This is a genomic window from Sphingomonas sp. A2-49 (genome assembly GCF_025548555.1).
Lineage (GTDB): Bacteria > Pseudomonadota > Alphaproteobacteria > Sphingomonadales > Sphingomonadaceae > Sphingomonas.
In genome coordinates this window covers 1-23,231 of the sequence record NZ_JAJLPA010000020.1, presented here as the reverse complement: position 1 = coordinate 23,231, position 23,231 = coordinate 1, and the positions used below count along the sequence as shown (strand labels likewise).

Annotated in this window: 22 protein-coding genes and 1 pseudogene; 14 read left to right on the top strand and 9 right to left on the bottom strand. The window is 62.9% G+C overall.

Features of this window, described 5'->3' with window-relative positions; translation table 11 throughout:
- Nucleotides 1–75 precede the first annotated feature (75 nt).
- A protein-coding gene (locus LPN01_RS14515) for an IS3 family transposase (protein ID WP_262829135.1) occupies nucleotides 76–1,223 on the top strand; the annotation gives its coding sequence in 2 pieces (ribosomal slippage) (nucleotides 76–337 and nucleotides 337–1,223; 1,149 coding nt in all).
- Nucleotides 1,224–1,405: 182 nt separating this feature from the next.
- Here LPN01_RS14515 and LPN01_RS14510 read toward each other — a convergent pair.
- The gene (locus LPN01_RS14510) at nucleotides 1,406–2,146 is read right to left on the bottom strand and encodes a DUF72 domain-containing protein (RefSeq protein ID WP_262829134.1); all 741 of its coding nucleotides are present in this window, start codon (nucleotides 2,144–2,146) and stop codon (nucleotides 1,406–1,408) included.
- 117 nt (nucleotides 2,147–2,263) lie between these two features.
- On the opposite strand from LPN01_RS14510, the gene LPN01_RS14505 reads away from it, so the two are divergent.
- The 3 genes from LPN01_RS14505 (at nucleotide 2,264) to xth (ending at nucleotide 5,240) form a co-directional block, all read left to right on the top strand.
- Nucleotides 2,264–2,455 carry a DUF3606 domain-containing protein gene (locus tag LPN01_RS14505; RefSeq protein ID WP_262829133.1) on the top strand — a complete coding sequence of 64 codons (192 nt, stop codon included), beginning with the start codon at nucleotides 2,264–2,266 and terminating at the stop codon, nucleotides 2,453–2,455.
- 72 nt (nucleotides 2,456–2,527) lie between these two features.
- The gene (gene ligD, locus LPN01_RS14500; RefSeq protein WP_316748403.1) at nucleotides 2,528–4,405 is read left to right on the top strand and encodes a DNA ligase D; all 1,878 of its coding nucleotides are present in this window, start codon (nucleotides 2,528–2,530) and stop codon (nucleotides 4,403–4,405) included.
- Between the two features lie 7 nt (nucleotides 4,406–4,412).
- Nucleotides 4,413–5,240 (top strand): exodeoxyribonuclease III, encoded by an 828-nt coding sequence (gene xth / locus LPN01_RS14495; protein ID WP_262829132.1) that lies wholly within the window; start codon nucleotides 4,413–4,415, stop codon nucleotides 5,238–5,240.
- A gap of 231 nt (nucleotides 5,241–5,471) precedes the next feature.
- Here the strand turns inward: xth and LPN01_RS14490 are convergent, their stop codons facing one another.
- The 6 genes from LPN01_RS14490 to LPN01_RS14465 all read right to left on the bottom strand — a co-directional run bounded on the left by LPN01_RS14490 (nucleotide 5,472) and on the right by LPN01_RS14465 (nucleotide 10,427).
- The gene (locus LPN01_RS14490; RefSeq protein ID WP_262829131.1) at nucleotides 5,472–5,999 is read right to left on the bottom strand and encodes a Crp/Fnr family transcriptional regulator; all 528 of its coding nucleotides are present in this window, start codon (nucleotides 5,997–5,999) and stop codon (nucleotides 5,472–5,474) included.
- A gap of 171 nt (nucleotides 6,000–6,170) precedes the next feature.
- Nucleotides 6,171–7,055, bottom strand: a complete 885-nt coding sequence (locus LPN01_RS14485) for an NAD(P)H-hydrate dehydratase (protein WP_262829130.1) — start codon at nucleotides 7,053–7,055, stop codon at nucleotides 6,171–6,173.
- Entirely contained in the window at nucleotides 7,052–7,822 is a 771-nt protein-coding gene (locus LPN01_RS14480) for a histidine phosphatase family protein (protein WP_262829129.1), read from the bottom strand. The genes LPN01_RS14485 and LPN01_RS14480 overlap by 4 nt, the downstream gene beginning before the upstream one ends.
- The gene (locus LPN01_RS14475; RefSeq protein WP_262829128.1) at nucleotides 7,819–8,343 is read right to left on the bottom strand and encodes a ferritin-like domain-containing protein; all 525 of its coding nucleotides are present in this window, start codon (nucleotides 8,341–8,343) and stop codon (nucleotides 7,819–7,821) included. Before LPN01_RS14475 ends, LPN01_RS14480 begins: the two co-directional genes overlap by 4 nt.
- Before the next feature lie 201 nt (nucleotides 8,344–8,544).
- Nucleotides 8,545–9,660, bottom strand: a complete 1,116-nt coding sequence (locus tag LPN01_RS14470) for a glycosidase (protein ID WP_262829127.1) — start codon at nucleotides 9,658–9,660, stop codon at nucleotides 8,545–8,547.
- The gene (locus LPN01_RS14465; RefSeq protein ID WP_262829126.1) at nucleotides 9,657–10,427 is read right to left on the bottom strand and encodes an SDR family oxidoreductase; all 771 of its coding nucleotides are present in this window, start codon (nucleotides 10,425–10,427) and stop codon (nucleotides 9,657–9,659) included. The genes LPN01_RS14470 and LPN01_RS14465 overlap by 4 nt, the downstream gene beginning before the upstream one ends.
- Nucleotides 10,428–10,627: 200 nt before the next feature.
- Between LPN01_RS14465 and LPN01_RS14460 the strand changes: the two genes are divergently transcribed.
- Both LPN01_RS14460 and LPN01_RS14455 read left to right on the top strand, forming a co-directional pair.
- Nucleotides 10,628–12,790: a hypothetical protein gene (locus LPN01_RS14460; RefSeq protein WP_262829125.1), complete on the top strand. Its 2,163-nt coding sequence runs from the start codon at nucleotides 10,628–10,630 to the stop codon at nucleotides 12,788–12,790.
- Nucleotides 12,791–12,908: 118 nt separating this feature from the next.
- Nucleotides 12,909–13,088 (top strand): annotated as a pseudogene (locus tag LPN01_RS14455) (transposase); the annotation flags it as partial.
- A gap of 179 nt (nucleotides 13,089–13,267) precedes the next feature.
- Here the strand turns inward: LPN01_RS14455 and LPN01_RS14450 are convergent.
- Nucleotides 13,268–13,837, bottom strand: coding sequence for a hypothetical protein (locus tag LPN01_RS14450; RefSeq protein WP_262829124.1), 570 nt, complete (start codon nucleotides 13,835–13,837; stop codon nucleotides 13,268–13,270).
- A 73-nt stretch (nucleotides 13,838–13,910) separates the two neighbouring features.
- The gene (locus LPN01_RS14445) at nucleotides 13,911–14,321 is read right to left on the bottom strand and encodes a MarR family winged helix-turn-helix transcriptional regulator (protein ID WP_262829123.1); all 411 of its coding nucleotides are present in this window, start codon (nucleotides 14,319–14,321) and stop codon (nucleotides 13,911–13,913) included.
- Nucleotides 14,322–14,394: 73 nt separating this feature from the next.
- On the opposite strand from LPN01_RS14445, the gene LPN01_RS14440 reads away from it, so the two are divergent.
- The 8 genes from LPN01_RS14440 to LPN01_RS14405 all read left to right on the top strand — a co-directional run bounded on the left by LPN01_RS14440 (nucleotide 14,395) and on the right by LPN01_RS14405 (nucleotide 22,951).
- Nucleotides 14,395–16,146 (top strand): chloride channel protein, encoded by a 1,752-nt coding sequence (locus tag LPN01_RS14440; protein ID WP_262829122.1) that lies wholly within the window; start codon nucleotides 14,395–14,397, stop codon nucleotides 16,144–16,146.
- A gap of 63 nt (nucleotides 16,147–16,209) precedes the next feature.
- A complete protein-coding gene (locus LPN01_RS14435; protein ID WP_262829121.1) occupies nucleotides 16,210–16,926 on the top strand; it encodes an HPP family protein in 717 nt (238 codons plus the stop codon).
- A gap of 5 nt (nucleotides 16,927–16,931) precedes the next feature.
- Nucleotides 16,932–18,476 (top strand): MFS transporter, encoded by a 1,545-nt coding sequence (locus tag LPN01_RS14430; RefSeq protein WP_262829120.1) that lies wholly within the window; start codon nucleotides 16,932–16,934, stop codon nucleotides 18,474–18,476.
- Between the two features lie 870 nt (nucleotides 18,477–19,346).
- Nucleotides 19,347–19,724: a BLUF domain-containing protein gene (locus tag LPN01_RS14425; protein ID WP_262829119.1), complete on the top strand. Its 378-nt coding sequence runs from the start codon at nucleotides 19,347–19,349 to the stop codon at nucleotides 19,722–19,724.
- A gap of 60 nt (nucleotides 19,725–19,784) precedes the next feature.
- Nucleotides 19,785–19,967: a hypothetical protein gene (locus tag LPN01_RS14420; protein ID WP_262829118.1), complete on the top strand. Its 183-nt coding sequence runs from the start codon at nucleotides 19,785–19,787 to the stop codon at nucleotides 19,965–19,967.
- Nucleotides 19,968–20,337: 370 nt separating this feature from the next.
- Nucleotides 20,338–20,877 (top strand): DUF3489 domain-containing protein, encoded by a 540-nt coding sequence (locus LPN01_RS14415; RefSeq protein WP_262829117.1) that lies wholly within the window; start codon nucleotides 20,338–20,340, stop codon nucleotides 20,875–20,877.
- Nucleotides 20,877–21,287, top strand: a complete 411-nt coding sequence (locus LPN01_RS14410; protein ID WP_262829116.1) for a DUF2924 domain-containing protein — start codon at nucleotides 20,877–20,879, stop codon at nucleotides 21,285–21,287. The genes LPN01_RS14415 and LPN01_RS14410 overlap by 1 nt, the downstream gene beginning before the upstream one ends.
- The gene (locus LPN01_RS14405) at nucleotides 21,284–22,951 is read left to right on the top strand and encodes a recombinase family protein (protein ID WP_262829175.1); all 1,668 of its coding nucleotides are present in this window, start codon (nucleotides 21,284–21,286) and stop codon (nucleotides 22,949–22,951) included. The genes LPN01_RS14410 and LPN01_RS14405 overlap by 4 nt, the downstream gene beginning before the upstream one ends.
- The last annotated feature ends 280 nt before the right edge of the window (nucleotides 22,952–23,231 follow it).

Sequence of the window (23,231 nt, the reverse complement as noted above, 5' to 3'; positions counted from 1 at the left end):
CTGATTCTGGAGAAGTGAGCTGCTGCCGGTTTCGTGGACACCGAGATAGGGTGTTTTTGAGACCGGAGGATGGAGATGCAACGACGGAAGTTCAGCCGTGAGTTCAAGCTTGAGGCGGTGAAGCTGGTACGGGAACGCGGGGTGTCGGTGTCGCAGGCTGCACGCGATCTGGACCTGCACGAGAATGTTCTGCGCAAGTGGGTGCGGGAGCAGGTGGCGGATCCGGGATCGGCGTTCCCTGGGCACGGCGTGATGAAGCCCGAGCAGCAGGAGATTGAGCGGCTGCGCCGCGAGTTGGCCAGGATGAAGGCGGAGCGCGACATCTTAAAAAAAGCGGCGGCCTACTTCGCCAGGGACTCGATATGAGGTTCGAGTTCATCGCGAAGCACCGAGGGATCTGGCCGGTGTCGTGGATCTGCGAAGCGCTCGGTGTTTCGCGCAGCGGCTTTCACGCCTGGCTGGTTCGGGCGCCCAGTGCGCGTGCCCGGAGCGACGAGGAATTCGGCGCCAGGGTTCGCGCCAGCTTCATCTCCAGCTATCGGACGTACGGTGCACGCCGTGTCTGGCACGACCTTCTGGCCGAAGGCCTCTCATGTGGTTTGCATCGCGTCGAGCGGCTGATGCGTATTCACGGCCTGAAGGCTCGACCCCGGCGTCGTGGTTTGCCGAAGGACGACGGTCTGCGATCCGTCATCGCCGATAACCTCCTTAATCGCCAGTTCACGGCCGAGGCGCCCAACCAGCGGTGGATCGCTGACTTCACCTACATCTGGACCGCCGAAGGATGGCTGTACGTCGCAGTCGTCATCGACCTGTTCTCGCGCCGGGTGGTCGGCTGGTCGATGAGTGACACCATGACCGCTCAGCTCGTCACCGACGCACTCATGATGGCGATCTGGCGGCGTGGGAAGCCCGATGCCCTGCTGCACCACTCGGACCAGGGCAGCCAATATACGAGCGAGAAGTTCCAGCGGCTGATGGCCGACAACGGCGTGACCTGCTCGATGAGCCGGTCCGGCAACGTCTGGGACAACGCGGCGATGGAGAGCTTCTTCTCCTCGCTGAAGACCGAGCGGATCGGGCGTAAAACCTACCGCACGCGCAATCACGCCAAGGCAGATGTATTCGACTATATCGAGCGCTTCTACAATCCGACGCGCCGCCACTCTACGCTGGGCTATCTCAGCACCATGGACTTCGAGAGGCAGGCGCAGGTAGCTTAACCTCGTGTCCACGGAGCCGGCAGCAGCTCACTGCCCCTTCCGGCAGGTCGGATACCAGCTTCGCCTCCATCGGGGAGAGATCGGTCGCCACCATAATGCTCTCCCTTTGATTGGCCTAAGGTTGCTCTTTCGAACGCTCGAGGCGTGCGCCCGTTCACGGCATCGGCGCTCAACGGTCAAGCTCAGCGGTCCAAGGACGAAGACTCGAGCAGCTGGATCAGGTTCAGTGCATCGCCGAGCGCCACGGAGGAGGCCGTGTTGTCGAACATGCACCATGTGGGGCGCCCCTCTGCGAGATCCTGCTCGATCTCCTTCGCGTATGATCGCAAACGCTTCTCCCCATACGCCGATCGGTACATGACGGGTGAGCCATGCAGCCTGCGATAGGTCAGACCGCGCCACCCGCCAGGCTGGGCGGCGTCGGGCACCTTGGCGGGATCCGCCGCGACCCGAGCGACCTCTTGGTCGACAAGCAGCGCATCGGCCTCCTGCGTAAACCAGCTCGCATGACGGGGCTCGCAAACGATCCTGGCCTCGGTGTGCGCCGAGGCTGCGTTAAGGAAGGAGGATACGAGTGAGGCATCGAACGCGAAGCTCGGGGGAAGCTGCAGGAGGAGGACCGAGAGCTTGCCACCAAGACCGCCAGCTTCGCCTAGGAACCTATCGAGAGCGTTGGTCGCATCCACCAGCCGCCGGACATGGCTGATCTCCTTCGGGATCTTGGCCGAAAAGCGGAAGTCGTCAGGCACCGACGCCGCCCAGCGCTCCCAGGTGCCTCGTCTATGCGGCCTGTGGAACGAGGAGTTGACCTCGACGCAGGGCATCACGGCCGCATAGCGCTGCAGCGCCGTTCCTTCCGCTGGAAACAAGGGCCTGTCATTTGCCGGGATCGCCCAGCCAGCGGTTCCGATCAGCGGCGACATGGGCCACCTACCCCGCACGACCTAAACCGTTCCATCATCGGAATTTCTGCTGCGCAGAGCGCGTCGTTTCGGAACCAGGTCAAACGGCCGTTGATTTTACTGTCGAGGAGAAGATCTATGGCTGACGACAAGAGCAAGCGCGGCGCGGGCGACCGCGCCCGGGTTGCCGGGGGGGAAGGCTACGAGGTGAACTATTTCGCCAGGAAGCACGACATCACCAGGCACCAGGCGGAGGAGCTCATCAAGAAGGTGGGTAACGATCGCGAGAAGCTCAACGAGGCAGCCGTGAAGCTCAAGAAGGTCAAATGAACGAGCGGTCCGCAGAGCTGGTGCATCCGCCCTTCGCGCTCCTGGTGTCTGCTTATCAAGAAGGCTGGCAACATGGCGCGGAAGTCTAACAGTACCGATCATCCTGAGGGTTCGGAAGGACGAACCAGCGGCGCTTCAGCGCCCCCGTTCCAACCCGTGCAGCTCGCCACACTGGTCGACCAGGTGCCCGCGGGAGACCGCTGGCTCCACGAGATGAAATACGACGGCTACCGCTGTCTGCTCAGTGTCGGCGGCGGCTCGTCCCACGCCTTCACGCGATCTGGGCTGGACTGGACCTACAAGTTCAAGCCGATCGTCACGGCGGCCGAGCGCCTCCCGTCGCGCTCGGCGCTCATCGATGGCGAGGTCGTGGTGATCGACGCCGACGGTCGGACCAACTTCCAGTCGCTGCAATCCGCGATCAAGGCCGAACCAGGCCGGCTCGAGTTCTACGCCTTCGACCTTCTGAATCTCGACGGAAAGGATCTGACGGGTCTTCCGCTGATCGAGCGCAAGGAGCGCCTGGGGAAGCTGCTCGAGGGTAGCGAAGGCCCGATCCTTTATTCGGATCACATCATCGGCAAGGGCGAGGCGCTGTTCGAGAAGTTCTGCGGGGCGGGGCTGGAGGGCGTCATCTCCAAGCGAGTCGATGCGCCCTACGTCGGATCGCGAGCGGGCACCTGGCTGAAGACCAAGTGCATCAAGCGGCAGGAGTTCGTGATCGTCGGCTGGACATCGTCGGACAAGGGTCGCGGTTTCCGCTCGCTGCTGCTCGGCGTCCATGAACACGGGAAGCTGCGCTATGCCGGCAAGGTCGGCACCGGTTTCGACAATGACGAGATCCTGAAGCTCGGCGAGCTGATGGAGCCGCTCTCCAGCGATAAGGCTTCAGTCGAGGCGCCCCGTGCCGCCGTCAAAGGCGCCCACTGGATCCGGCCGGCGCTGGTGGCTGAGATCGCCTACACCGAGATGACGAACGACGGCACGCTGCGCCACCCGAGCTATCTTGGTCTGCGAGCCGACAAGAAGGCGGAGGCCGTGGTGCTCGAGACCGAGGCGCCGGTCGCAGCCGTAGCTGCCGACGTCGCATCCAGCGTCGTCATCACCAACCGCGACCGCGTCACCGATCCTGAGGGCGGCATTACCAAGGGTCAGCTCGCGGAACATTATGCGGCTGTCGCTCCGATCATGCTCCCCTGGGTCGGCAGCAGACCGATCAGCCTCGTCCGATGTCCGCAAGGGCGGGCGAAGAAGTGCTTCTTCCAGAAGCACGACGCCGGCACCTTCGGCTCGAACGTGCATCATGTCGCGATTCTGGAGAAGGACGGCCATGAGGAGCCGTACCTCTACGTCGATACGCCCGATGGCCTGCTCACCTGCGTGCAGATGGGGACGATCGAATTTCATGGCTGGGGCGCCCGCATCGAGGATGTCGAAAAGGCGGATCGGCTCGTCTTCGACCTCGACCCGGACGAAGGATTGGACTTCGAAGCAGTACGACGCGCCGCGTTCCAGTTCCGCGACATCCTCAAGCAGATCGGCCTGGAGACCTTCCCGATGGTCACCGGCGGCAAGGGCGTGCACGTCATCGCTCCGCTTACGCCCCGGGCCGAGTGGCCGGAGGTGAAGGACTTTGCCCACCGCCTTGCGATGGCCGTAGCGCAGAGCGACCCGGACAACTTCACGGCAGCGTTGCCGAAGGCGCAGCGCAAGGGTCGCATCTTCGTCGACTACCTCCGCAACCAGCGTGGCGCGACGGCGGTCATGCCCTACGCCGTCCGCGCCCGCGCCGGCGCTCCCGTCGCCGTGCCGATCACCTGGAAGGAGATGGAGACCATCGACAAGCCGGCGCACTGGCATGTCGGCGATGCCGCCGAACTGGTGAAGCGTGCAGGCTCGAAGGCGCTCGCTGGCTGGGGACGCGCCGACCAGGTCCTGCCGGATCTCTGAAAAGCCCATGAAGATCGCCACCTACAACGTGAACGGCGTCAACGGGCGCCTGCCTGTGCTGCTGCGCTGGCTGGAGGAAGAGCAGCCGGACATCGTCTGCCTGCAGGAGCTGAAGGCGCCGCAGGAGAAGTTCCCGGCGACCGCCATCCGTGATCTCGGCTACGAGGCAATCTGGCACGGTCAAAAGAGCTGGAACGGCGTCGCAATCCTCAGCCGCGTTGGCGAGATCCACGAGACGCGGCGGGGCCTGCCTGACGATCCCGATCCGACGCAGAGCCGCTACATCGAGGCTGCGGTCAGCGGCATCATCATCGGCGGGCTCTACCTGCCGAACGGCAACCCCCGGCCCGGTCCCAAGTTCGACTACAAACTCGCCTGGTTCGAGAAGCTCATCGCGCACGCGGCGACACTATTGGAGAGCGGCGTACCGGTGGTGCTCGCCGGCGACTTCAACGTCATGCCGACCGAAGCCGACGTCTACAAACCGGAACGCTGGACCAAAGATGCCCTTTTTGCACCCGAGGTCCGGGCGCTCTACGCGCGGCTCGTCGACCAGGGCTGGACGGACTCCCTCCGCACACTTCACCCCGATGAGACGATCTACACCTTCTGGGACTATTTCCGGAACGCTTATGGGCGGGACGCTGGTCTCCGCATCGATCATCTGCTGCTCAGTCCCTCCCTCGCCGATCGGCTGGGGGATGCGCAGGTGGACAGGCAGGTGCGTGGCTGGGAGAAGACCAGCGACCATGCCCCAACTTGGATACGGCTTGCGGCCGAGCAGCCGGCCTCAAAGCGGAGCCGCTCACCGCGGCGGAAAAAGGAACACGGATGACAGAGCGCGCCCATGGGGAACCTTCGGACATAGTTCTGGAACCCGAACCCTCCCGCACCTTCGTACGACCATTCGAACTGGGGTAACCAGGTTGGTTCGACATTGGCCGCACACAGATCAATAGGAAGGTCGACTTTATCATCGGTCTCGATGAAGAGGAATTCTGCCGCCGACCTAGCGGCGGCACCGTTTCTAGTCCGGACAATAACCATAGACCTGAGTGCATAGATCTTACTTTTTTATCATTTTGAAGTCACAGAAGCGGCACGGTTTAGGGGGCACGGTAAGGCTATCGACAAGTGTCGAAACGTCGTTCTTGCTCAGCCAGGGTTCTAGATAAGCTCGATCGAACCGTGCTTCATGGGTGAGGCGTTTCGCATCTTTGATCAGCAGTTCCTGATGCGCCAGTTCGACAGAACCGCTTTCGGGAAGCCGTCTGAGTACGCGGTTTACATGGACGGCCGTGAGGCCGAGCGCGTCGCCCACCTCCTCCTGAGTGAGCGGAACCTCGCATCGACCGTTATCTGCCAGGCCGATGATCGCGGCCCGCACGTATAATTCGCAAAGCAGATGGGCGACCGTGGCTCTAGCGTTCGTCGAAAACAGCAGCCACTTTCGCAGGATCGCTTCCTCGATAAGTTTGGCTCGCCAAAGCGCTATGTTGATTGCCGGGTGATAACGAAGAGACTTGCCAGCTTTTCGTAAATGCGTCTCCGTGCATCTTGACCGTACTGGGTACCCTCCGAGATGATCCCTCACCGGACCGGTATAGCACAAAGTTTATGCCAAATTCCGAGGTGGCTTGGCTTCAGCTGTGTACCAAATGGGTCGACCGAGCCCCCCGGGCGCAAGCATCATCCGCAAACCCCGGCGCAACGGGGCCTCGTCCACTTTCCTCCTAGTGTAACCAATTCACCAACCAGAGGCGTCCTATTGAGGCAGAATTTTCGGGAATTCGCCGGCCAGCTCTCGCGCAAGAAAGCCGATCGGTCCGCGGACCGTCGCTACCCTCCTCGCTGCCTGCCCGTGCAACCAGACCCCCCAGCAGGCAGCGATCAGTGGCATTGCGCCACGAGCGATTAGCCCCCCGATCGCGCCTGCGAGGACGTCGCCCGAACCACCGGTGGCAAGCCCCGTTCCGCCGCCGCCATAGCGGAGCGACGTTCCGTCGGGCGCGCTTATGAGCGTGTCCGATCCCTTCAGCACAACGATCGCGCCATATGCTTTTGCGACAACTACGGCCGTTGTGACCGGATCATTCGCTACCTGCTCCTCCGACATGCCGGTTAGCAGCGCCATTTCGCCGTAATGGGGCGTGAGGACGATCCGTCCCGCAAACGCCGCAATTTCGGCTTGCACGTCACGCAGGCAGCCGATCGCCATCGCATCAATCACGAGCATCGCCGCGGTGTTACGGCCAGCGACATACCGTATCAGCCCGTCCGCCGTCCCGGGATCGCTGATGCCCGGCCCGATCACCGCAGAGTCGCAGGCGTCGAGAGGCGCGTCGAGCATGGCCGGCGCTGCCGCCATATCGATTTCGCCCGAGATACTCTCGGCGAGCGCGATCACCCCGGCCTCCGGCGTGAGCAGCCCCAAGGGCAAGGCGATCGATGTCGGCACCGCCAGCTGCAGTTTCCCGGCGCCGACCCGCAGCGCCGCCTCTCCGGTCAACCGCAGGGCGCCGGGGACCTGCCGAGACGCGCCAATCGCCAACACGCGACCGCGACTGTTCTTCGTCGTGCCCCGCCCGTGCACTGGGGGCGGGTTCGCCGCGATCCATTCACTGTCCAGCCGGATCGGATCTTTGCTCATCCCCGTACGCCTGGCGTGCGTTCGGGCTCGCTCGTGACGGACGCCGTATCGTCGCCGGCCAAATGCGGCACCGCGTTGTAGCGGACCAGGGCCATCGACCCATGAGTGCCGGCGGCAGGATCGAAGCGATATTCCGTAACGGAGGCATTTGCCACATCGCCCTCGGCGTCGATCGCCAAGATCTCCTGTTCGGTCAGGCGTTCGACGACATAGCGCAGGCACAACACTACCACCTGATGCGCGACGATCATCACCCGTTGGCCGGCGTGATGCAGCGCGATCGTGTCGAGCAACGAGCGCAGACGGAATATTACGTCGCACCAGCTCTCGCCGCCCGGCGGTCGATGGTAGAACTTTCCGAGAAGCCGCCTTAGGTGGGCCTGTTCCGGGTAGACGGACGCCACACCGCTGGTTGTCAGACCGTCGAGTATCCCGAATTCCTTTTCGCGCAGCCGCTCGTCAATGCAGATCGCCGGATCGCCATCAAGCCCGCCTGCCGATCGTAGCGACCGCGCTGTCTCCAGCGCTCGACGATATGGCGAGGCGAACAGCACGTCGGGTCGCTCCGCCGCAGGCCGGTCCGCGAACCACCGCCCCAGGGCCCGCGCCTGTTCCTTACCGAGTGCCGACAGTGGAATGTCGACGTCGCGGGCCGCGAGGTCGATGCGGTCGACGCCGAGCGCGTGCGCCCGGTCGCGCGCGACATTTCCCGCGCTCTCGCCATGACGCACGATCCACAATTGTTTTGGCCAACGGGCGGTGGTCAAACCTTCGCCTCGTGGGTTCCCTGCTCGGCGCGCAACGCAGAGTAGCGGCGGGTTACCATCGGCAAGGAATCGTCGATCCACGCCGCCATCGCCTCTTCTTCCGCCAGCGATTTGCGCAGCGCCGCGGTAGCGTGTTCGAAGCCACCATCGTCGGCCAGTGTTAGCAGCGACTTGTAGGCGGCAATTTCAAAATGCTCGAAGGCGTAATTAGCGAAGCTGTTCTTGACGATCTCGTCCCCGGCGACGCTGTGCATGATTGCCGCCATGCTGCCCGAAAGGCTGAGCGCCGCGTCCTTGAGGGCTGATCCGGACGAATCCATGTCGGCGAGGATCTCGTCCAGCCGTGCGATCTGGCCATGCGTCTCATCGATGTGCAAACGCAGGCGATCGGCGACCTCGGGATAATTGGTGATTCGCTCGACTTGCGGGGTCATGATCGAAAGCGCCTGCTTCTCGACCGCATGGGCGTTACGCAGACCGGTGACGAACAGTTCGTGCAGGATTTCTGGACGGGTGCTCATGTCTCTTCTCCTAAATGGACGACGCGTGACGGCCGGGAATGCGCTTCGACCGATGACGTCGTTCGTGGGGGTAGAACTCCGGGACAGCGTTTAGGTTGATATCTTTCTGGTTGATGCAGATTGCTGTTCGCTCAGACGATCGAAGTTTTTGACACGTCGGACGGCCAGGCACGACCGCGTAGACCGCCCCAGTCGCCACGCTCACCTGAAAAAGGCCTTTGGAATATGTGTTATCCGACAGGCCAGATCGCCTTCGCCGGACGCGACGATATAGTGGTCGCCGCCGTCCACGATGCCCGTGGTGAAGACCACGTCGCGCACGTACATTTGATGCTCGATCGGGCGGGTGAGCTTTGGATCGGCCTCGAGTAAAGGTACGTGATCGGTTGCGACCGTAATGCCGGGATCATTGCGATCGAGGATCGACCAATAGGTGCGATACACGCCGACGATCTCTTTCGGTTCGACGCCATGCCACAGGGTCAGCCAACCGCGATCGGTCAGGATCGGCGGGGTCCCGCCGCCCATGCGGGCGGTCGCGACCGTGGCAGCATGCGCGCGGATGCCGGGCTTGCGATACGGTTTCCAGTGTAGGGCGTCAGGGGAAGAGGCCAAATTGATTGACGGCCCGGCGCGCCACTTGCTGCCCGGCGGATAAGCAAAATAGAGGTCACCGAGCGGCCGCGTCTGTGCCCAATAGTGACCGTCGATCCGTCCTTCGAAGATTAGCATGTCCTTGTTCTGATGATCGAGTACGATGTCCTCGAAAGTCCAGTCGAGGCCGTTGTCGGAAGAATAAAGCGTCGTCGAATGGCGTTCGGGGCTGACCGAGCAGGTCGTCATCAGCCAGCGGTCCTCCACCTTGCTGATCCGCGCGTCCTCCAAGCCATACATCTGGAAATCCGCGTGCGGCGCGATCACCTTGTCATAGTGATGGGTCACCACGGCCAGTCCGTCCGGAGTCAACTCGACCGGCAAGAGCCAGGCGAGCGAAGTCAGCGCCATCACCTTCCAGCCGCTGCCCTGGAGAAGGAATTTGCGTGGATCGGCGGTATTGGCCGCACCGAGCGGCCAGGCGTCGAGCACATATCGGCCATCGTCCCAGCGGATGTTGTGGACATGGCCGTCGAATATCGGCTTGCGTAGCGCCTCGGCCACGCGAACCATCATCAGCAGGTTGCCGTTGGGCAGCCGGGTCAATGCCGGATTGAACGCGCCCAGTACATAGGTCTCGACCCCCAACTGCCCCGCCAGTGGCGACCGAGACAAGTCGATGTCGTCCGGGACCAGGATCAGCTTGTCGACGCCATAGGTCATTCGCCGGCCTCCATGCGCGGCGCGAGAGTGAGTTGCTGGACGACGGACCGCCGCGGTTGAGTAAGGACGAACCGGACGCCGGCTGCAATGTCCTCGGCGCGCAACATCGTCTCGGCTTCGATCATCGCGCACTGCTGCTCGGTAGGAATGTCGGGAAGTTGCATGTCGGATCCGGTCTTGCCGGGTTCGACGTTGCTGACCCTAATGCCTTTCGGCCCGAGTTCGCGTCGCAGCGCCTGGGTAAAGCCCTGGATCCCGTACTTGATGCCGGCATAGACCGTTGATCCCGGCCCGAGGACGTAGGCACTCATCGAACCGATAAAGACGATGTCCCCGCGCTCGCCCAACCGCTCGGCCGCCATCCGCGCGCCGAGAAGGTAGGCGGTGAAATCGGTTGCGATGGCATAGCGGAGGTCGGCTTCGCTGGTTTCGCCGAGCGCACCGGCCGCGATGGCGGCATTGAGGACGACGATGTCCGGCGTGCCGATGCTAACTTGCGCTGCGTCGAAGAGGCGGCCGGTGCTATCGGCTTGGGCCAAGTCGATCGCGATGCCGTCGCTCTTGCTCTTTCCCTGGCTCACGGCGCTGACATCCGCCAGCGCATCTTGCAGGTGTTGCGGATCGCGTCCGCAGATGAAGACATCCGCCCCGTCGGCGGCCAGCATCCGCGCGATGGCGCGACCGATCCCAGTCGTGCCACCGGTAACGATCGCGCGGCGGCCTTGCACAGGGATCACTTCGCTTGTGATATCGGCGACGGGGGGCATCAGCGTCTCCTTTTCGGTCGACGTGCCAAGTCGCGCGCAGGCGCGAAGTTCCGCCCGATAAAACAATAGCATCGCCGAACGTCTCGTGCTTCCTCCGATCCGTCGCAACCGTCGCCGTCAAACAGCGTTCGCATCGGCGGCAGATTGGATTGGAGGATCATGTGACTGTCGATACGCCCCCCGCTGCCGGACCATGCGTCTTGGCGTTGCGTGCGGAGTTGCGCAGCGGACGCATGCGGACGATCGGAACCTTCGACGTCGAAGGGCATGCGATCACTGTCGCGCTTGGCCATGATTCACTCTGGGCGATAGGCGGCCGCGATAGCGCGCGGATGGCGATCCGCACGGCATACAGCCCCGGGGGGCTAAAGGCGCGCCGGCTCAAGCCGCGAAAGGGCGAGTCAATGCGTGTGGCGTTGACCAGCGCGATTGGCCGGCACGTCGTTACGTTCAGTGTCGACACCACGGCTCATCCGGTGCTGCGCATTACGACGCGGCTGACCCCATCGCAGGACCTGCTGGTGCCCTATCTGCCGCGTGACCTCTATCCACTGGGGCCGGGAGACGACCCATTGACGGCGCGGGGGCATGTCGAAGCGGCGCAGCGCGGGCTGAACGGGGGACTGCTATACGCCCGGCTCGACGGACCGACACCGGGGACGATCCTGTATCTCCAGAACCTCACCGCGATGAACCCCTATTACAACGCCACCGATACCAAGCCGGACGGCGCGGTCGGCGGCGAATGGCCGGAACTCGGCTATCTGCCTCCTGTACCGCCGCAAAGCGGAACGCCGCCGACCAGTCCGCTACAAGGCGGCGAAGATGTCTGCCTGTCGGATGCGCTAATCGCCTTCCATCGCGATCCGCCGCTGAATGAAGTGCATTCGGCGCGACTATTCTTGCAACTGCTGGGCAGCATCTATCCGCTTCTCGACCAGCCAGCGCCCGAATTCCACGACTGGCCCGGGAGAGCTGAACGGACGTTGCGCGACCTCGCTGAGTCGCCGGCGGCAACGATCCGGCATTACGGCCATTTGTACGTCCATCCCTACACCGCGTCCGAATACCCGGATTCGATGGTGCAGGTGTCGCTTCTCGCCGCCATATACGACTATGGTTTGTGGCGTGGCGAGGACGTGCCGCTTGCGGCGGAACTCGCTGCGGGGCTGAACCGGTTCTTCGATCCCGCCTTGCCGTCGATCCGACGCTATCTTCCCAATGTCGGCGACGACAAGGATCGCGACGCGGTGGACAGCTGGTATCTGTACCATCCGCTGATCGGGCTCGGCACGCTGGCGCTGGGTGGTGATGCGAGGGCGCGACGGCTATTCGAGGGGTCGCTCGACTTCGCGATCCGCGCTGCGCGCCACTTCGACTATCGATGGCCGATCCAATACAAAGTTACGGACTTTTCGGTGATCACCCAGGCGCGTGGCGATACCGACCTAGGCCAGACCGACGTCGGTGGCATCTATGCCCATGTCATGCTGCTGGCGTTCGAACTAACGGACGATCCAAAATATCTGGCGGAAGCGCGCACCGCCATTGACGCAGCGCGGGGCATGCGGTTCGACCTGAACTATCAGGCAAATCTGACGGCCTGGGGGGCGGCGGCATGCATGCGACTGTGGCGGATTACCAACCAGCGGCGCTATTTGGACCAGAGCTACGTCTATCTTGCAAGCTTCTTCCACAACAGTGTGCTCTGGAATTCACAGATCGGCGATGCAACGAATTATCAGACTTTCCTTGCAGTGAGCGCGCTTCATGACGGTCCGTACATGGCGCTGTACGAGTGTTTCGACAGCTTCCGGGCGTTCGAACGCTATCTAAAGGATAGTGGTCCCGATCTGGATCCCGCCGTACGGCGGATGGTCAGCGACTATTGCCGCTTCGCGCTGACCCGGGCCTGGTATTACTATCCCGATGCGCTACCCGCCGAGATGCTGTGCGCCAAGCCGCGGAACGGCCATATCGATGCCGATCTCTCGTTTCCGCTGGAGGACCTCTACGTGGGCGGCGATGTGGCGGGGCAGGTCGGGCAGGAAATATACGGCGCGGGGGCCGCGTTCGTGTTCGCGTCGCGCGCGTTCCACAGGATCGACGACGCCCCCTTCGACCTCTTCTGCGACACGTTCTTGCTTGCGAGCGATCGGACCGGGGAGTGTTCGCTGACGATACAACTTTGCGGCGACCCGGCGGGTCGTGCTGAGGTAAGGCTTATGGATAAAGCCGACACAGGGCTGAACGGTGTCGAAGTCATCGTTGACCCGGATGGAATGATGAAAGGGACGACGAGAACAGGCAGCCGCACGTTCGATGTCGCGGCGAACTCGCGTCTTCGTATCTCGTGGCAGTGACCTTTCTAATCTAGGACTGAAATAGCGGCTGTGATGTAACCTGAGCCCTTCAGATTGGTCCGTTCTTTGTGGGAATTCCCGGTTCGTTTTGGCAGTTGCCGGACGAGGAAATTTACCGATGAAAAAGTCGAGGTGCAGCGAACAGCAGATAGCGTTCATTCTCAAGCGGGCTGAGGATGGAACAACCGTCGAGGAGGCTTGTCGGAAGGCGGGCATTTCCATCCAGACCTACTATTGATGGCGCAGCAAATACGGAGGGCTGATGCCGTCGGAGATGAAGCGCCGCAAGGTGCTGGAGGTGTGGATAGGCGTCGAAACGGGACCCCGCCTGTCGACAACGCAAGTGATTGTTTTGGGGAAGAAACCCTAGTTTCGAAGGGGGTCCTGATCGGCGCCGATCGGGATCCCCTCTAAAGGAAATTTCTCTCGCAAAATGAAGGAGTTGAAAAGACATAGGGTGGGGTCCCGTTTCGACGCCTATCTACACCCACGACCCTTTTCGCCGTTTTTACCGCTCAGGGCCGTCATAGCCGCGCGCAACAAAACGCGTCGGGCGGCGAAGTTCGCGGGCGCAGATTGCGATCCAAAGCGTAGGGCGAGTCCTTCCCGCCAGAGCCGCGACGCTACTAAGTGGATCTCGTCTCGAGTTGGGTGGCGTTCCTGGCCGATGCAGGCTGTGATTGCGGGATAGGACCACGGCGACTGCGCAGATTGTGGCGGTATGACCACTTCGCTCGTCTCTGGCTCGACGAGTTGCGGGCGCGTGCTGTTCGAACCCTGCCGGCGTTGCTTGCGCCAAGCGCGTCCCGCGAACCAGAGGGGTACCGCAGCGACGACTGCGAAGGTCAGTGTCATGTCCAGAAATTGGCTTTTCGGGAACTCTCCCGCGAAGGCGAGCAAGAGCAGGATCAGAACGACCGACACTCCCAATTCCGGATGCAATACGAGCCGAAACGCGTACCACAGAAACCAGCAAAGCAGCACGGCTGCGGCCAAGCTACCTACGGTTAGGCCGATCGCTTCAAGCACCATGAGAATCAACTGCATCTCGCCGACTCCTTGTATGCGATTTATATCGCACTGCGATACATATTGCAACTAGAGCGGCTTGTGGCTTCGATTAATCGACGCGGGCGAGCAGTTCGGTCAGCATCGGCCGAAGCCTTACGATTTCCTCACGATGCGTCTTTGATAGCTGTCGCAGGAGGGTTTGGGCCTTCTGCGTTAGTTCGAGCAGGGCCTGTCGTCCGTCGTCGGGGGATGGCCGACGTGTGACCAGACCAAGCGTCTCCAGACGATCGACCAGGCCGGTCGCGCTGTGCGGCTTCAAAGCAAGACGCTCGGCGACGTAGCCAACGCTGACGTTCGCATGCGTAGCCCCCCGAATGGCGAGCAGCGCTTGGTGTTGCTGGGGCGTCAGGCCGCAGCTTGCCGCGCCACGTTCGCTGAACGCCAGAAACTGCCGAAGCGCATACCGAAAATCCGCGAGCGCCGCATAGTCGGCGTCAATCAGCTCATCACCATCGATCATCGTTCAAATCCTAACCGTTGAACTATATCGTGTCGCGATATAGTGGTCGCCGTTCTCAAACCGGCGAGAGTGCATGACGGCTTCCACCATCAATATCCCAAAAGCCAAGCGGCTTGCCGATCACAGCGCCGACTGGCGGATGATCATGCTCGCAGGAGCCGCTGTCGTGGTCGGCACCGGCGCTGCGTTCGGGGCTTGGGTCCTGCTAAAGCTGATCGCGCTCGCCACCAATCTCTTCTGGTTCGGCAGGATATCGACTGCATCCGCTGAAATCGCGAATGCGCATGTCGGTTTGGCGGTCGTCGCGATACCCGTCATCGGCAGTGTGATGATCGGCCTGATGGCGCGTTTCGGCTCGGAGAAGATCAAGGGGCACGGTATTCCGGAAGCGATCGAAGCCATTCTCTACGGCGAAAGCCGCCTGTCGCTCAAGGTTGCGATCCTCAAGCCGCTATCCTCAGCGATTTCAATTGGGAGCGGCGGCCCGTTTGGCGCAGAAGGTCCGATAATCATGACCGGGGGCGCGATCGGATCGCTTTTCGCGCAATGCTTCCACCTGAGCGCGGCCGAACGAAAGACTTTGCTGGTCGCCGGTGCCGCGGCGGGCATGACCGGCATCTTCGGCACACCGATCGCGGCGATCCTGCTGGCGATCGAGGTCCTCCTGTTCGAGTGGAAGCCGCGCAGCTTCGTGCCGGTCGTCGTCGGGACGCTCGTGGCGTTTGCCTGGCGGCCCATGCTGCTGGGGGCCGGGCCACTGTTTGCGTTCGCCGTTGCCCCCGTGCAGGCGTGGTGGCCGACTGAAGGTTTGGCCCTCGGCATGGGTGTTCTGGTCGGTCTCGAGGCGGCGCTGCTGTCAGCGTTGCTCTACCGTGTCGAGGACGCGTTCCACCGCTTGCCCGTGCACTGGATGTGGTGGCCGGCGCTCGGCGGTATCGTCGTCGGGATCGGGGGGCTGATCGATGCTCGCGTTCTCGGCGCGGGCTACGCCAACATCCAGGCGTTGCTCGACGGATCATTGGCGGTGCGGGTCATCCTGGCACTGCTCGTCGTAAAAGCAATCGTGTGGCTGGTCGCGCTCGGGTCGGGAACGTCGGGCGGTGTTCTCGCACCCCTGCTGATCATGGGTGGCGCCTTGGGTGCCCTGCTGGGGCAGATTCTGCCCGGGTCGGTAGGCTTCTGGGCGATGGTTGGCATGGCCGGCATGATGAGCGGTGCCATGCGCGCGCCACTGACCGGCGCGCTGTTCGCGGTTGAACTGACCGGTCACTTCGACGCCTTGCCGGCTACGATCGCGGCGGCAACCGGGGCCTATGCGATCAGTGTCCTCATCATGCGCCGGTCGATCCTGACGGAAAAAATCGCCCGGCGCGGTCGCCATATCCTCCAAGAATATACCGTCGATCCGCACGAGTTCCTGCAAGCCGAGCAGGTGATGACACCCGACCCCGCCGTGCTGTCAAGTGCCATGTCGATCAAGGATGCGGTCGCCTTTTTCGGGGCCGCCGCAACGCACCGGACCTATCCCGTGGTGGACGATGGCGGACATTTGGTCGCGATGGTGTCGCGATCCGATGCCCTGCGCTGGCAGGTAGAAGGCGATTTACCCGATACCTCACTCGCCGAGACGCTGTCCGATTCATCGCAAGCGATCGCTTATCCTCACTCGCCGATCGGCGAAGTGGCTGATCTGATGGTCGAGAGCGGGGTTGGGCGTATCCCCATCGTCGAGCCCGGCACCAATCGCGTTGTCGGCATCCTCTCGCGCCATGATCTGCTCAAGGTCCGGAGCGCCCGCAAGCGCGCAGAGATCGACCGAACCTAGCAAGACTATCGCGATGGGTATTGCTGATAGAGGGCATATCGGTCGGAGCGGATGATCTGAGAAATGAAGCTGTCTTTGCCATTTGTACCTATCCTCGCCGGTGCTACCCTGCGCGACCGGCTTCTCGCGTGCATCGGCGCGTTGATCGGCGTTGCACTGACAAGCCTAGTGAGCGCGGCGGCCCTGCACGGATGGGCACCGCTCCCGTTGCTGGTGGCGCCTGTCGGCGCGTCCGCGGTGCTGGTCTTCGCCGTACCGGCGAGCCCATTGGCACAGCCCTGGTCGGTCGTGGGCGGTAACGTCGTCTCGGCACTGGTTGGCGTGACTGCGGCTTACCTCGTGCCTATACCGTATTTGGCGGTCGGGGTTGCCGTGGGCGGAGCGATCCTCGCCATGTCGCTGCTCCGCTGTCTGCATCCGCCAGGCGGGGCTGCCGCCCTGACGGCCGTGATCGGGGGCCCTGCGGTGCTGGGCGCCGGTTATGCTTTCCCGTTCGTGCCCGTCGGGATCAACTCGCTTATCCTTATCGTGGCCGGCATCGCGTTCCACAGGGCCTCCGGCCATTCCTATCCGCACCGCCCGATCCCGAGCGTGGGTCACGAACTTGCGGCGTCCGGATTGGGCATGCCGCATCCCGAAGACATCGACCTTGCGCTCACAGACCTCGGCGAGACGTTCGATGTGACCCGGGAGGATCTTGACCTGCTGTTTCGACGCGTTGAGTTCCACGCATCCATGCGCGCGGCAAGGCCAACCGAGACAAAGGGCGAAATTAGATAAATACCATGGGGAGCACGCTCTCGGACCGACAGGCGATCTGGGCTTTTGTGCTGGGATGTCTGGCAGTCACGGCGGGCGTAGCCACGCACCTACCGATGTTCGCGATGGGGCAACAGATGCACTATCGTTTGGCCGGCATGCCGATGACCAGCTCGATGGTCATGGGCATGGTTCTCATCGTCGGGGGGCTTTTCGTTGCCGCCTATGGTCTTTTGCCTCGCAACCTGAGCGCGCATCGCACGTCCACCGCCGACATCGTCGTCGCAGCGCCCGAAGATGCGCAGCTCGGCGCAGCCCATTTCGGCCTTATGGCCATCCTCGTGATCGCGCTCGTGGTGGACGTGATGAAGCCCGCTGCACTCGGGTTCGCGATCCCCGGCATGACGAGCGAGTACGGCGTCTCGAAAGCGACGGCGTCGCTCGTCGCATTCTTTGCGCTCGTCGGAACTGTGGTCGGCTCGGTGGTTTGGGGATTCCTCGCCGACATCTATGGACGGAAGGCGACCATCCTGCTTTCCGCTGTGTTCTTCGTCGGTACCGCGATTTGCGGGGCCATGCCTAGCCTCGCCTGGAATATTGGCATGTGCTTCATGATGGGGGCCGCGGCCGGAGGCATGCTGCCGGTGACCTATGCCCTGCTCGCCGAGATGATGCCGACCCGCCATCGGGGCTGGGCATTGGTGCTGGTTGGCGGTCTGGGCGCAGTCGGCGGCTATTTCGCCGCAAGTGGGGCATCAGCCCTTTGGCAGGGCACCTTCAGTTGGCGCATCCTGTTTCTCCTCAACCTGCCGACCGGCCTGCTGTTGGTTGTGCTCGGCAACTTCATTCCTGAATCGGCCAAGTTCTTGATCGCACGCGGGCGAATAGTGGAAGCCGAGACCGTCATGCGACGGTTCGGAGCGACTGCGCGGAAGGTGACCACATCGTCGCAGTCCCCGCGCCCCAGTCACCGGCCGCTCACTGGTTTCTACCTCTGGAGCAAGCTAGTGGCGCTGAGCCTGGCAGCGTTGTGTTGGGGATTGATCAATTTCGGGCTGCTTCTTTGGTTGCCGGGCGACCTCCAGGAAAAGGGCTATTCGGTTACCGTCGCCAGCACGCTGCTGGCAAAGTCGGCACTCATTTCGTTCCCGACGGCCTTCCTCTGCGCGTTCCTCTATAGTCGATGGAGCACGAAATGGTCGCTCGTAACAATGATCGCGGTCACCATAGTAGGGTTGGGGTTGGTGCTTCATCTGGAACTTGCGGGACATGGCAGCCCGGTCCTGCCGGTCTCCTTGCTCATTGTAGGATCGAACGGCATTCTCGCCATCCTGCTGCCTTATGCGGCGGAAAGCTTCCCGCTAAACGTGCGGGGCAGAGCAACGGGATGGGTGGCCGCCTGCACCAAGGCAGGAGGAGTCGGTGCCCAAGGGCTCGCTATCACTGCGCTTGTGCCGAGCATGGGTTCGGCAGCTATTGCGATCATGCTGCCTACCGCTCTTGCGTTGGCACTGATCGCTCGGTTTGGGCGTGAAACCCGGGGCACCGACCTGCGCGACCTAGACGCTTAGAGCGATCCATTCGAGCACGGCTTCCTATCGGAAAATCCTGTGATTTTGAAGGTAATCGAGCCAGGGACGACAGCATAATCCGCTGTCAAATGATGCCAATCGATCATCATTTTACGCGCTAGCCGTTGAACTATATCGCATTACGACATAGGATGCCATTAGTCCGAAACGGCGATTGTGTGTGGATAGGCGTCGAAACGGGACCCCGCCTGTCGACAACGCAAGTGATTGTTTTGGGGAAGAAACCCTAGCCTCGAAGGGGGTCCTGATCGGCGCCGATCGGGATCCCCTCTAAAGGAAATTTCTCTCGCAAAATGAAGGAGTTGAAAAGACATAGGGTGGGGTCCCGTTTCGACGCCTATCTACACATTACGCGCATAATGCCGCACCTAATCGAAATGAGCGGGCGCTTCTGCGAAACGGCGGAACGGCTGGCGCAGCCCGAAACAGGGGCCCAAGAGAAGAATGTCTTTCAGGATCTTCACTGCGCCTTGAACTGGTTTTGAAAGCGCATTTTCATAGCCGCGGTTGGAACGAACAGCGGTGTGTCGCGGAAGTCAGGCACGACATCGCCAAGGCGCTGATGGCCTGCGCGGCGCCACCACAGACGCAAGAGCTTTCGTCGCTGCGCTCAGCCCCTATTCGCGGGTGAACGACCAGAACTGGAGCGCTCAGCTACCGTCTGGAGCTAGATGGACGAACGTCCGATTACGCTTCGTCATGGCCGAAAGCAGCCATTCCGGTTTCCACCAATTCGAGACATGCGAGACCTGTTTTCGACGTCCGCCGGCTCACCATTGACGGGGCAGAAAGGTCAATCTTGCGTACCCGACGGGCGAGGCATATTGGATCGGTGTGCAGAGCATTCCGTTGCGCCAGATCTTCTATCACAGCCGGGCGGTGGGGCGTGCCGACGTCAGCGCGATCATGGCATCGTCGAAGCGGAACAACGGAATGGACGGGATCACCGGCATGCTGGTGTTCGATGGCCGCACGTTCATGCAGGTACTCGAAGGACCGGACGATAGCGTCGCTACGACGTTCGCCCGCATCCAGTCCGACCCGCGGCATACCGATGTCACCGTCATCAGCGATCACACGATTACGGAACGCGACTTTGCCTATTGGAGCATGGAGCTGCTCGACCCAGGCCAACCGTCGGACGACGCATTGTGGCGCCTGCGCCGGCGGCTCGAGCATTTCGACCGTGACCTGCAGCATTATTTCTTTGACGCGCCTTCTGACTGACGGCTTTCCAGCGGCACCGACAGGCCTGTTGTTGGTTGAAGCCTGCTCGGGAGTGTAAACGTGCCGTCGGACAAGATCGTCGCTGTAGGATTTCTAACGCAACGCGACGTCGCGCTGCTCGGCCAGGGATTCACGCGGCTCTTTCCGGTGACAGACGACACCTCATTCGACGATCTGCTGGCAAAACTCGAGTTGGTAAGCGCAACACCAGGTCAGCCCGTGCCGGATCGTCATCGGCGCTGAGGCCCCGAAATCGCTGGCGCCGCGTTTGTTCTCACGCGAGCAGCGCCCCGATCGTTGGTCAAAGAAGCGATCGGGGCACCGGCAAACAGCGCAGCTGTCGCGAGCCGGCTAATAGCTGTGTATGCTGCAAAAGCAAGATTTGCGTTACGGCACCGTCATGGTCTTTGGCCTAATGGAGCTAAAGTGCTGCACGACCTGCCTTTTGCAGTCGTGACTGCTGCATAAACCATTCGACTTCAATCCCGATACGAGCGACACCTACGGCGTGGTCAGCGACACAAGGTGAATCGCACCTGCCCCGGATGAGCCCCTCACCGGGGCTGGAGCTGGTGGGAGCGGCATAAGGCCCTCCCGCCAGGGACTTTGCATCATGATCAACCTCAGCGACACGCAGCGCATCCTGCTATCCAACGCCACGCAGCGTGGAGATGGCAGTCTGCTACCACTTGCCGACACGTTGAAGCCCGGCGGCGGCACCGCCAAGGCCACCGCTGCGCTCATCCGGAACGGTCTTGCCGAGGAGCGTGTAACGAGCGACCCGGCAGCGGTACGGCGCAGCGAGGGCAACATCGACTATGGTGTCTTCATCACACTTGCCGGCGGTGCCGCGATCGGCATCGACCTGGCCGAGGATGGCAATGGGGACGCATCGGGGCTGAGCGTAGCAGTCGCCGCAGCGCCTGCGGCAACGCCGACGCCCGTTGGCCCGCGCGCGGCGAGCAAGTCGGCCGCAGTCATCGCCCTGCTTAGCCGTACCGAGGGCGCTACACTGCCCGAGCTTATCACAGCGACCAGCTGGCTGCCGCACACGACGCGCGCGGCACTCACCGGGCTGCGCAAGAAAGGCTACGCCATCACCCGCGGCAAGCGCGATGGCGCGACCTGCTATTGCATTGTCGAGGCCGCGTGATGGCGCTCGCTGACGACATTGCCCAACTCGACACGCTCCCGATCGCCGATCTGCGCGCGCGCTGGCGGCGGCTGATCGGCGCCCCTGCCCCCAAGGTCGGCACCAACGTCCTCCGCCTCGCGCTCGCTTGGGAAATCCAGGCGCGCGTCAACGGCGGGCTGGCGCGCTCGACGACCCAAGCGCTCGATCAGCTCGCCCGCGGCCGCACCCGTACCGATACGGCGCGGGCCGGTATGCGGCTGGTGCGCGAGTGGCAGGGCGCGGTGCATGTCGTCGAGGTCGGCGAGGACGCGGTCATCCGCTGGGACGGGCGCGACTGGCGCTCGCTGAGCGAGGTCGCGCGCGCCATCACCGGCACCCGCTGGTCGGGGCCTGCCTTCTTCGGCCTCAAGAAGGCCGCGGCAGCATGAAGACGATCCGCTGCGCGATCTACACCCGCAAATCGTCGGACGAGGGGCTGGAGCAAAGCTTCAACAGCCTCGATGCGCAGCGCGAGGCGTGCGCTGCCTATATCCTCAGCCAGGCATCGGAAGGGTGGACGGCGCTGCCCGAGATCTACGACGACGGCGGATTGTCAGGGGGCACGCTCGAGCGCCCTGCCCTTCAGCGGCTGCTCGCCGAGGTGGCCGCTGGCCGGGTCGACATCATCGTCGTCTACAAGGTCGACCGCCTCACCCGCTCGCTCTTCGACTTTGCCAAACTGGTCGAGACGTTCGATGCGGCGGGGACCAGCTTCGTCTCCGTCACCCAGTCGTTCAATACGACGACGAGCATGGGGCGGCTGACGCTCAACATGCTTTTGTCCTTTGCGCAGTTCGAACGCGAGGTCACGGCCGAGCGGATCCGCGACAAGATTGCCGCTTCCAAGGCGCGGGGTATGTGGATGGGCGGGATTCCGCCGCTGGGCTATGCCCCAAATGAGCGCAGCCTCGTCATCGTCGAGGAGCATGCCGCGCTCATCCGCGACCTGTTTGCGCGTTATCTGCGACATGGCAGTGTGTCGCTGCTCGATGCCGAGCTGCAGCGCGATGGTATCACCATCCCCATCCGCGCCACCAGCACAGGCAAACCGCTCGGCGGCGGCGCGTTCGCGCGCGGTCATCTCTATCTGCTGCTTAAGAACGTCATCTACACCGGGCGCATTTCGCACAAGGGCGTGATCCACCCAGGGCAACATGACGCGATCATCGATCCGGCGACCTTCGACGCGGTACAGGCGCAGCTTGCCGGCAATGTGCAGGGTCATCGCACGCGCGCCCGCGCAGCGAGCCCCAGCCCGCTTGCAGGCAGGATCGTCGATGCCGCCGGAGATCCGTTGATCGCCACCCACGCCAACAAGGGTAAGGTCCGCCATCGCTATTACGTGTCGCACGGCTTGCACCATGGCCGCGTCGACACCGGCCTGCGTCTTCCTGCCCGCGAGATCGAAACGCTGGTGACCGAACAGCTCGCCCAGCTGTTCGCTGATCCGCTGGCGCTGGCGTCCCGCGCGATGATGGCGCTGATCGCCGACGACATCGCGCCGCTTCACCGCGCCTGCACAGCAGCGACCGCATCGCTCGGTGAACGCCGTTTGCCTCTCGTGCCGCAACTTGTCGCGCAGGTGCAGGTGAGCCCCGCCGACGTCACCGTCGTCGTCGATGCCATGGCGCTCGCGAGATTGCTGCAAACCCAGCGACTGCCCGAGGCCGCGGACACGCTGACGCTGCACTGCCCCGCCCGATTGACCCGCTCCGGGACCGCGCTGCGGCTGGTGCAGGACAATGGCGCGAGCGCTGCCGACACGCCGGATCGCGCGCTGCTGCGCCTCCTCGTCCAGGCGCGGGGCTGGTGGGCGGTGCTCCGCACCGGCACCATCAACACCACTGAGCTGGCACGCCGGGAAGGCGTGACGCCCTCCTATCTCACTCGCGTCGTGCGGCTTGCCTTTCTCGCCCCCGCGGTCACCGAGGCGATCCTCGCCGGGCGGCAGCGCGTCGGCGTCACCGCCGCCAGCCTGACCCTCGGCGATGCCATTCCTGCCGACTGGCAGGCGCAAAAGGCACTGCTGCTGCCGGTTCAGACCCGCCGCTGATGCTGCGCGGGCGGGGCGTCTTCGCCCTATCCGCGATGTCGTCCGCGCACCGGCAGGGCGGCCGACAATTTCACGGCTTTCCCGGCGCGCCCTCGCACATTCCACTTGCCTGCCGCGCCGAGCAGAGCAATCACGTCGCTGCCCCTCGTGAAAGCCGGGGGGTGGGGCTTAGTAACCTCTCTGAACATGCTCGGTCACAGCTTCGCTGAGGCCGGGTGGCATGCGCGCATGTCCAGCCGGCAACGGTAAAGGCGCATGCGCCTGTGTTCAGCAGGTTACT

Bases quoted from the DNA above. Each gene is read 5' to 3' on its own strand.
- LPN01_RS14510 (WP_262829134.1), bottom strand. From the start codon at position 2,146: ATGTCGCCGCTGATCGGAACCGCTGGCTGGGCGATCCCGGCAAATGAC.
- LPN01_RS14505 (WP_262829133.1), top strand. From the start codon at position 2,264: ATGGCTGACGACAAGAGCAAGCGCGGCGCGGGCGACCGCGCCCGGGTT.
- ligD (WP_316748403.1), top strand. From the start codon at position 2,528: ATGGCGCGGAAGTCTAACAGTACCGATCATCCTGAGGGTTCGGAAGGA.
- xth (WP_262829132.1), top strand. From the start codon at position 4,413: ATGAAGATCGCCACCTACAACGTGAACGGCGTCAACGGGCGCCTGCCT.
- LPN01_RS14485 (WP_262829130.1), bottom strand. From the start codon at position 7,055: ATGAGCAAAGATCCGATCCGGCTGGACAGTGAATGGATCGCGGCGAAC.
- LPN01_RS14475 (WP_262829128.1), bottom strand. From the start codon at position 8,343: ATGAGCACCCGTCCAGAAATCCTGCACGAACTGTTCGTCACCGGTCTG.
- LPN01_RS14470 (WP_262829127.1), bottom strand. From the start codon at position 9,660: ATGACCTATGGCGTCGACAAGCTGATCCTGGTCCCGGACGACATCGAC.
- LPN01_RS14465 (WP_262829126.1), bottom strand. From the start codon at position 10,427: ATGCCCCCCGTCGCCGATATCACAAGCGAAGTGATCCCTGTGCAAGGC.
- LPN01_RS14450 (WP_262829124.1), bottom strand. From the start codon at position 13,837: ATGCAGTTGATTCTCATGGTGCTTGAAGCGATCGGCCTAACCGTAGGT.
- LPN01_RS14445 (WP_262829123.1), bottom strand. From the start codon at position 14,321: ATGATCGATGGTGATGAGCTGATTGACGCCGACTATGCGGCGCTCGCG.
- LPN01_RS14440 (WP_262829122.1), top strand. From the start codon at position 14,395: ATGACGGCTTCCACCATCAATATCCCAAAAGCCAAGCGGCTTGCCGAT.
- LPN01_RS14435 (WP_262829121.1), top strand. From the start codon at position 16,210: ATGAAGCTGTCTTTGCCATTTGTACCTATCCTCGCCGGTGCTACCCTG.
- LPN01_RS14430 (WP_262829120.1), top strand. From the start codon at position 16,932: ATGGGGAGCACGCTCTCGGACCGACAGGCGATCTGGGCTTTTGTGCTG.
- LPN01_RS14415 (WP_262829117.1), top strand. From the start codon at position 20,338: ATGATCAACCTCAGCGACACGCAGCGCATCCTGCTATCCAACGCCACG.
- LPN01_RS14410 (WP_262829116.1), top strand. From the start codon at position 20,877: ATGGCGCTCGCTGACGACATTGCCCAACTCGACACGCTCCCGATCGCC.
- LPN01_RS14405 (WP_262829175.1), top strand. From the start codon at position 21,284: ATGAAGACGATCCGCTGCGCGATCTACACCCGCAAATCGTCGGACGAG.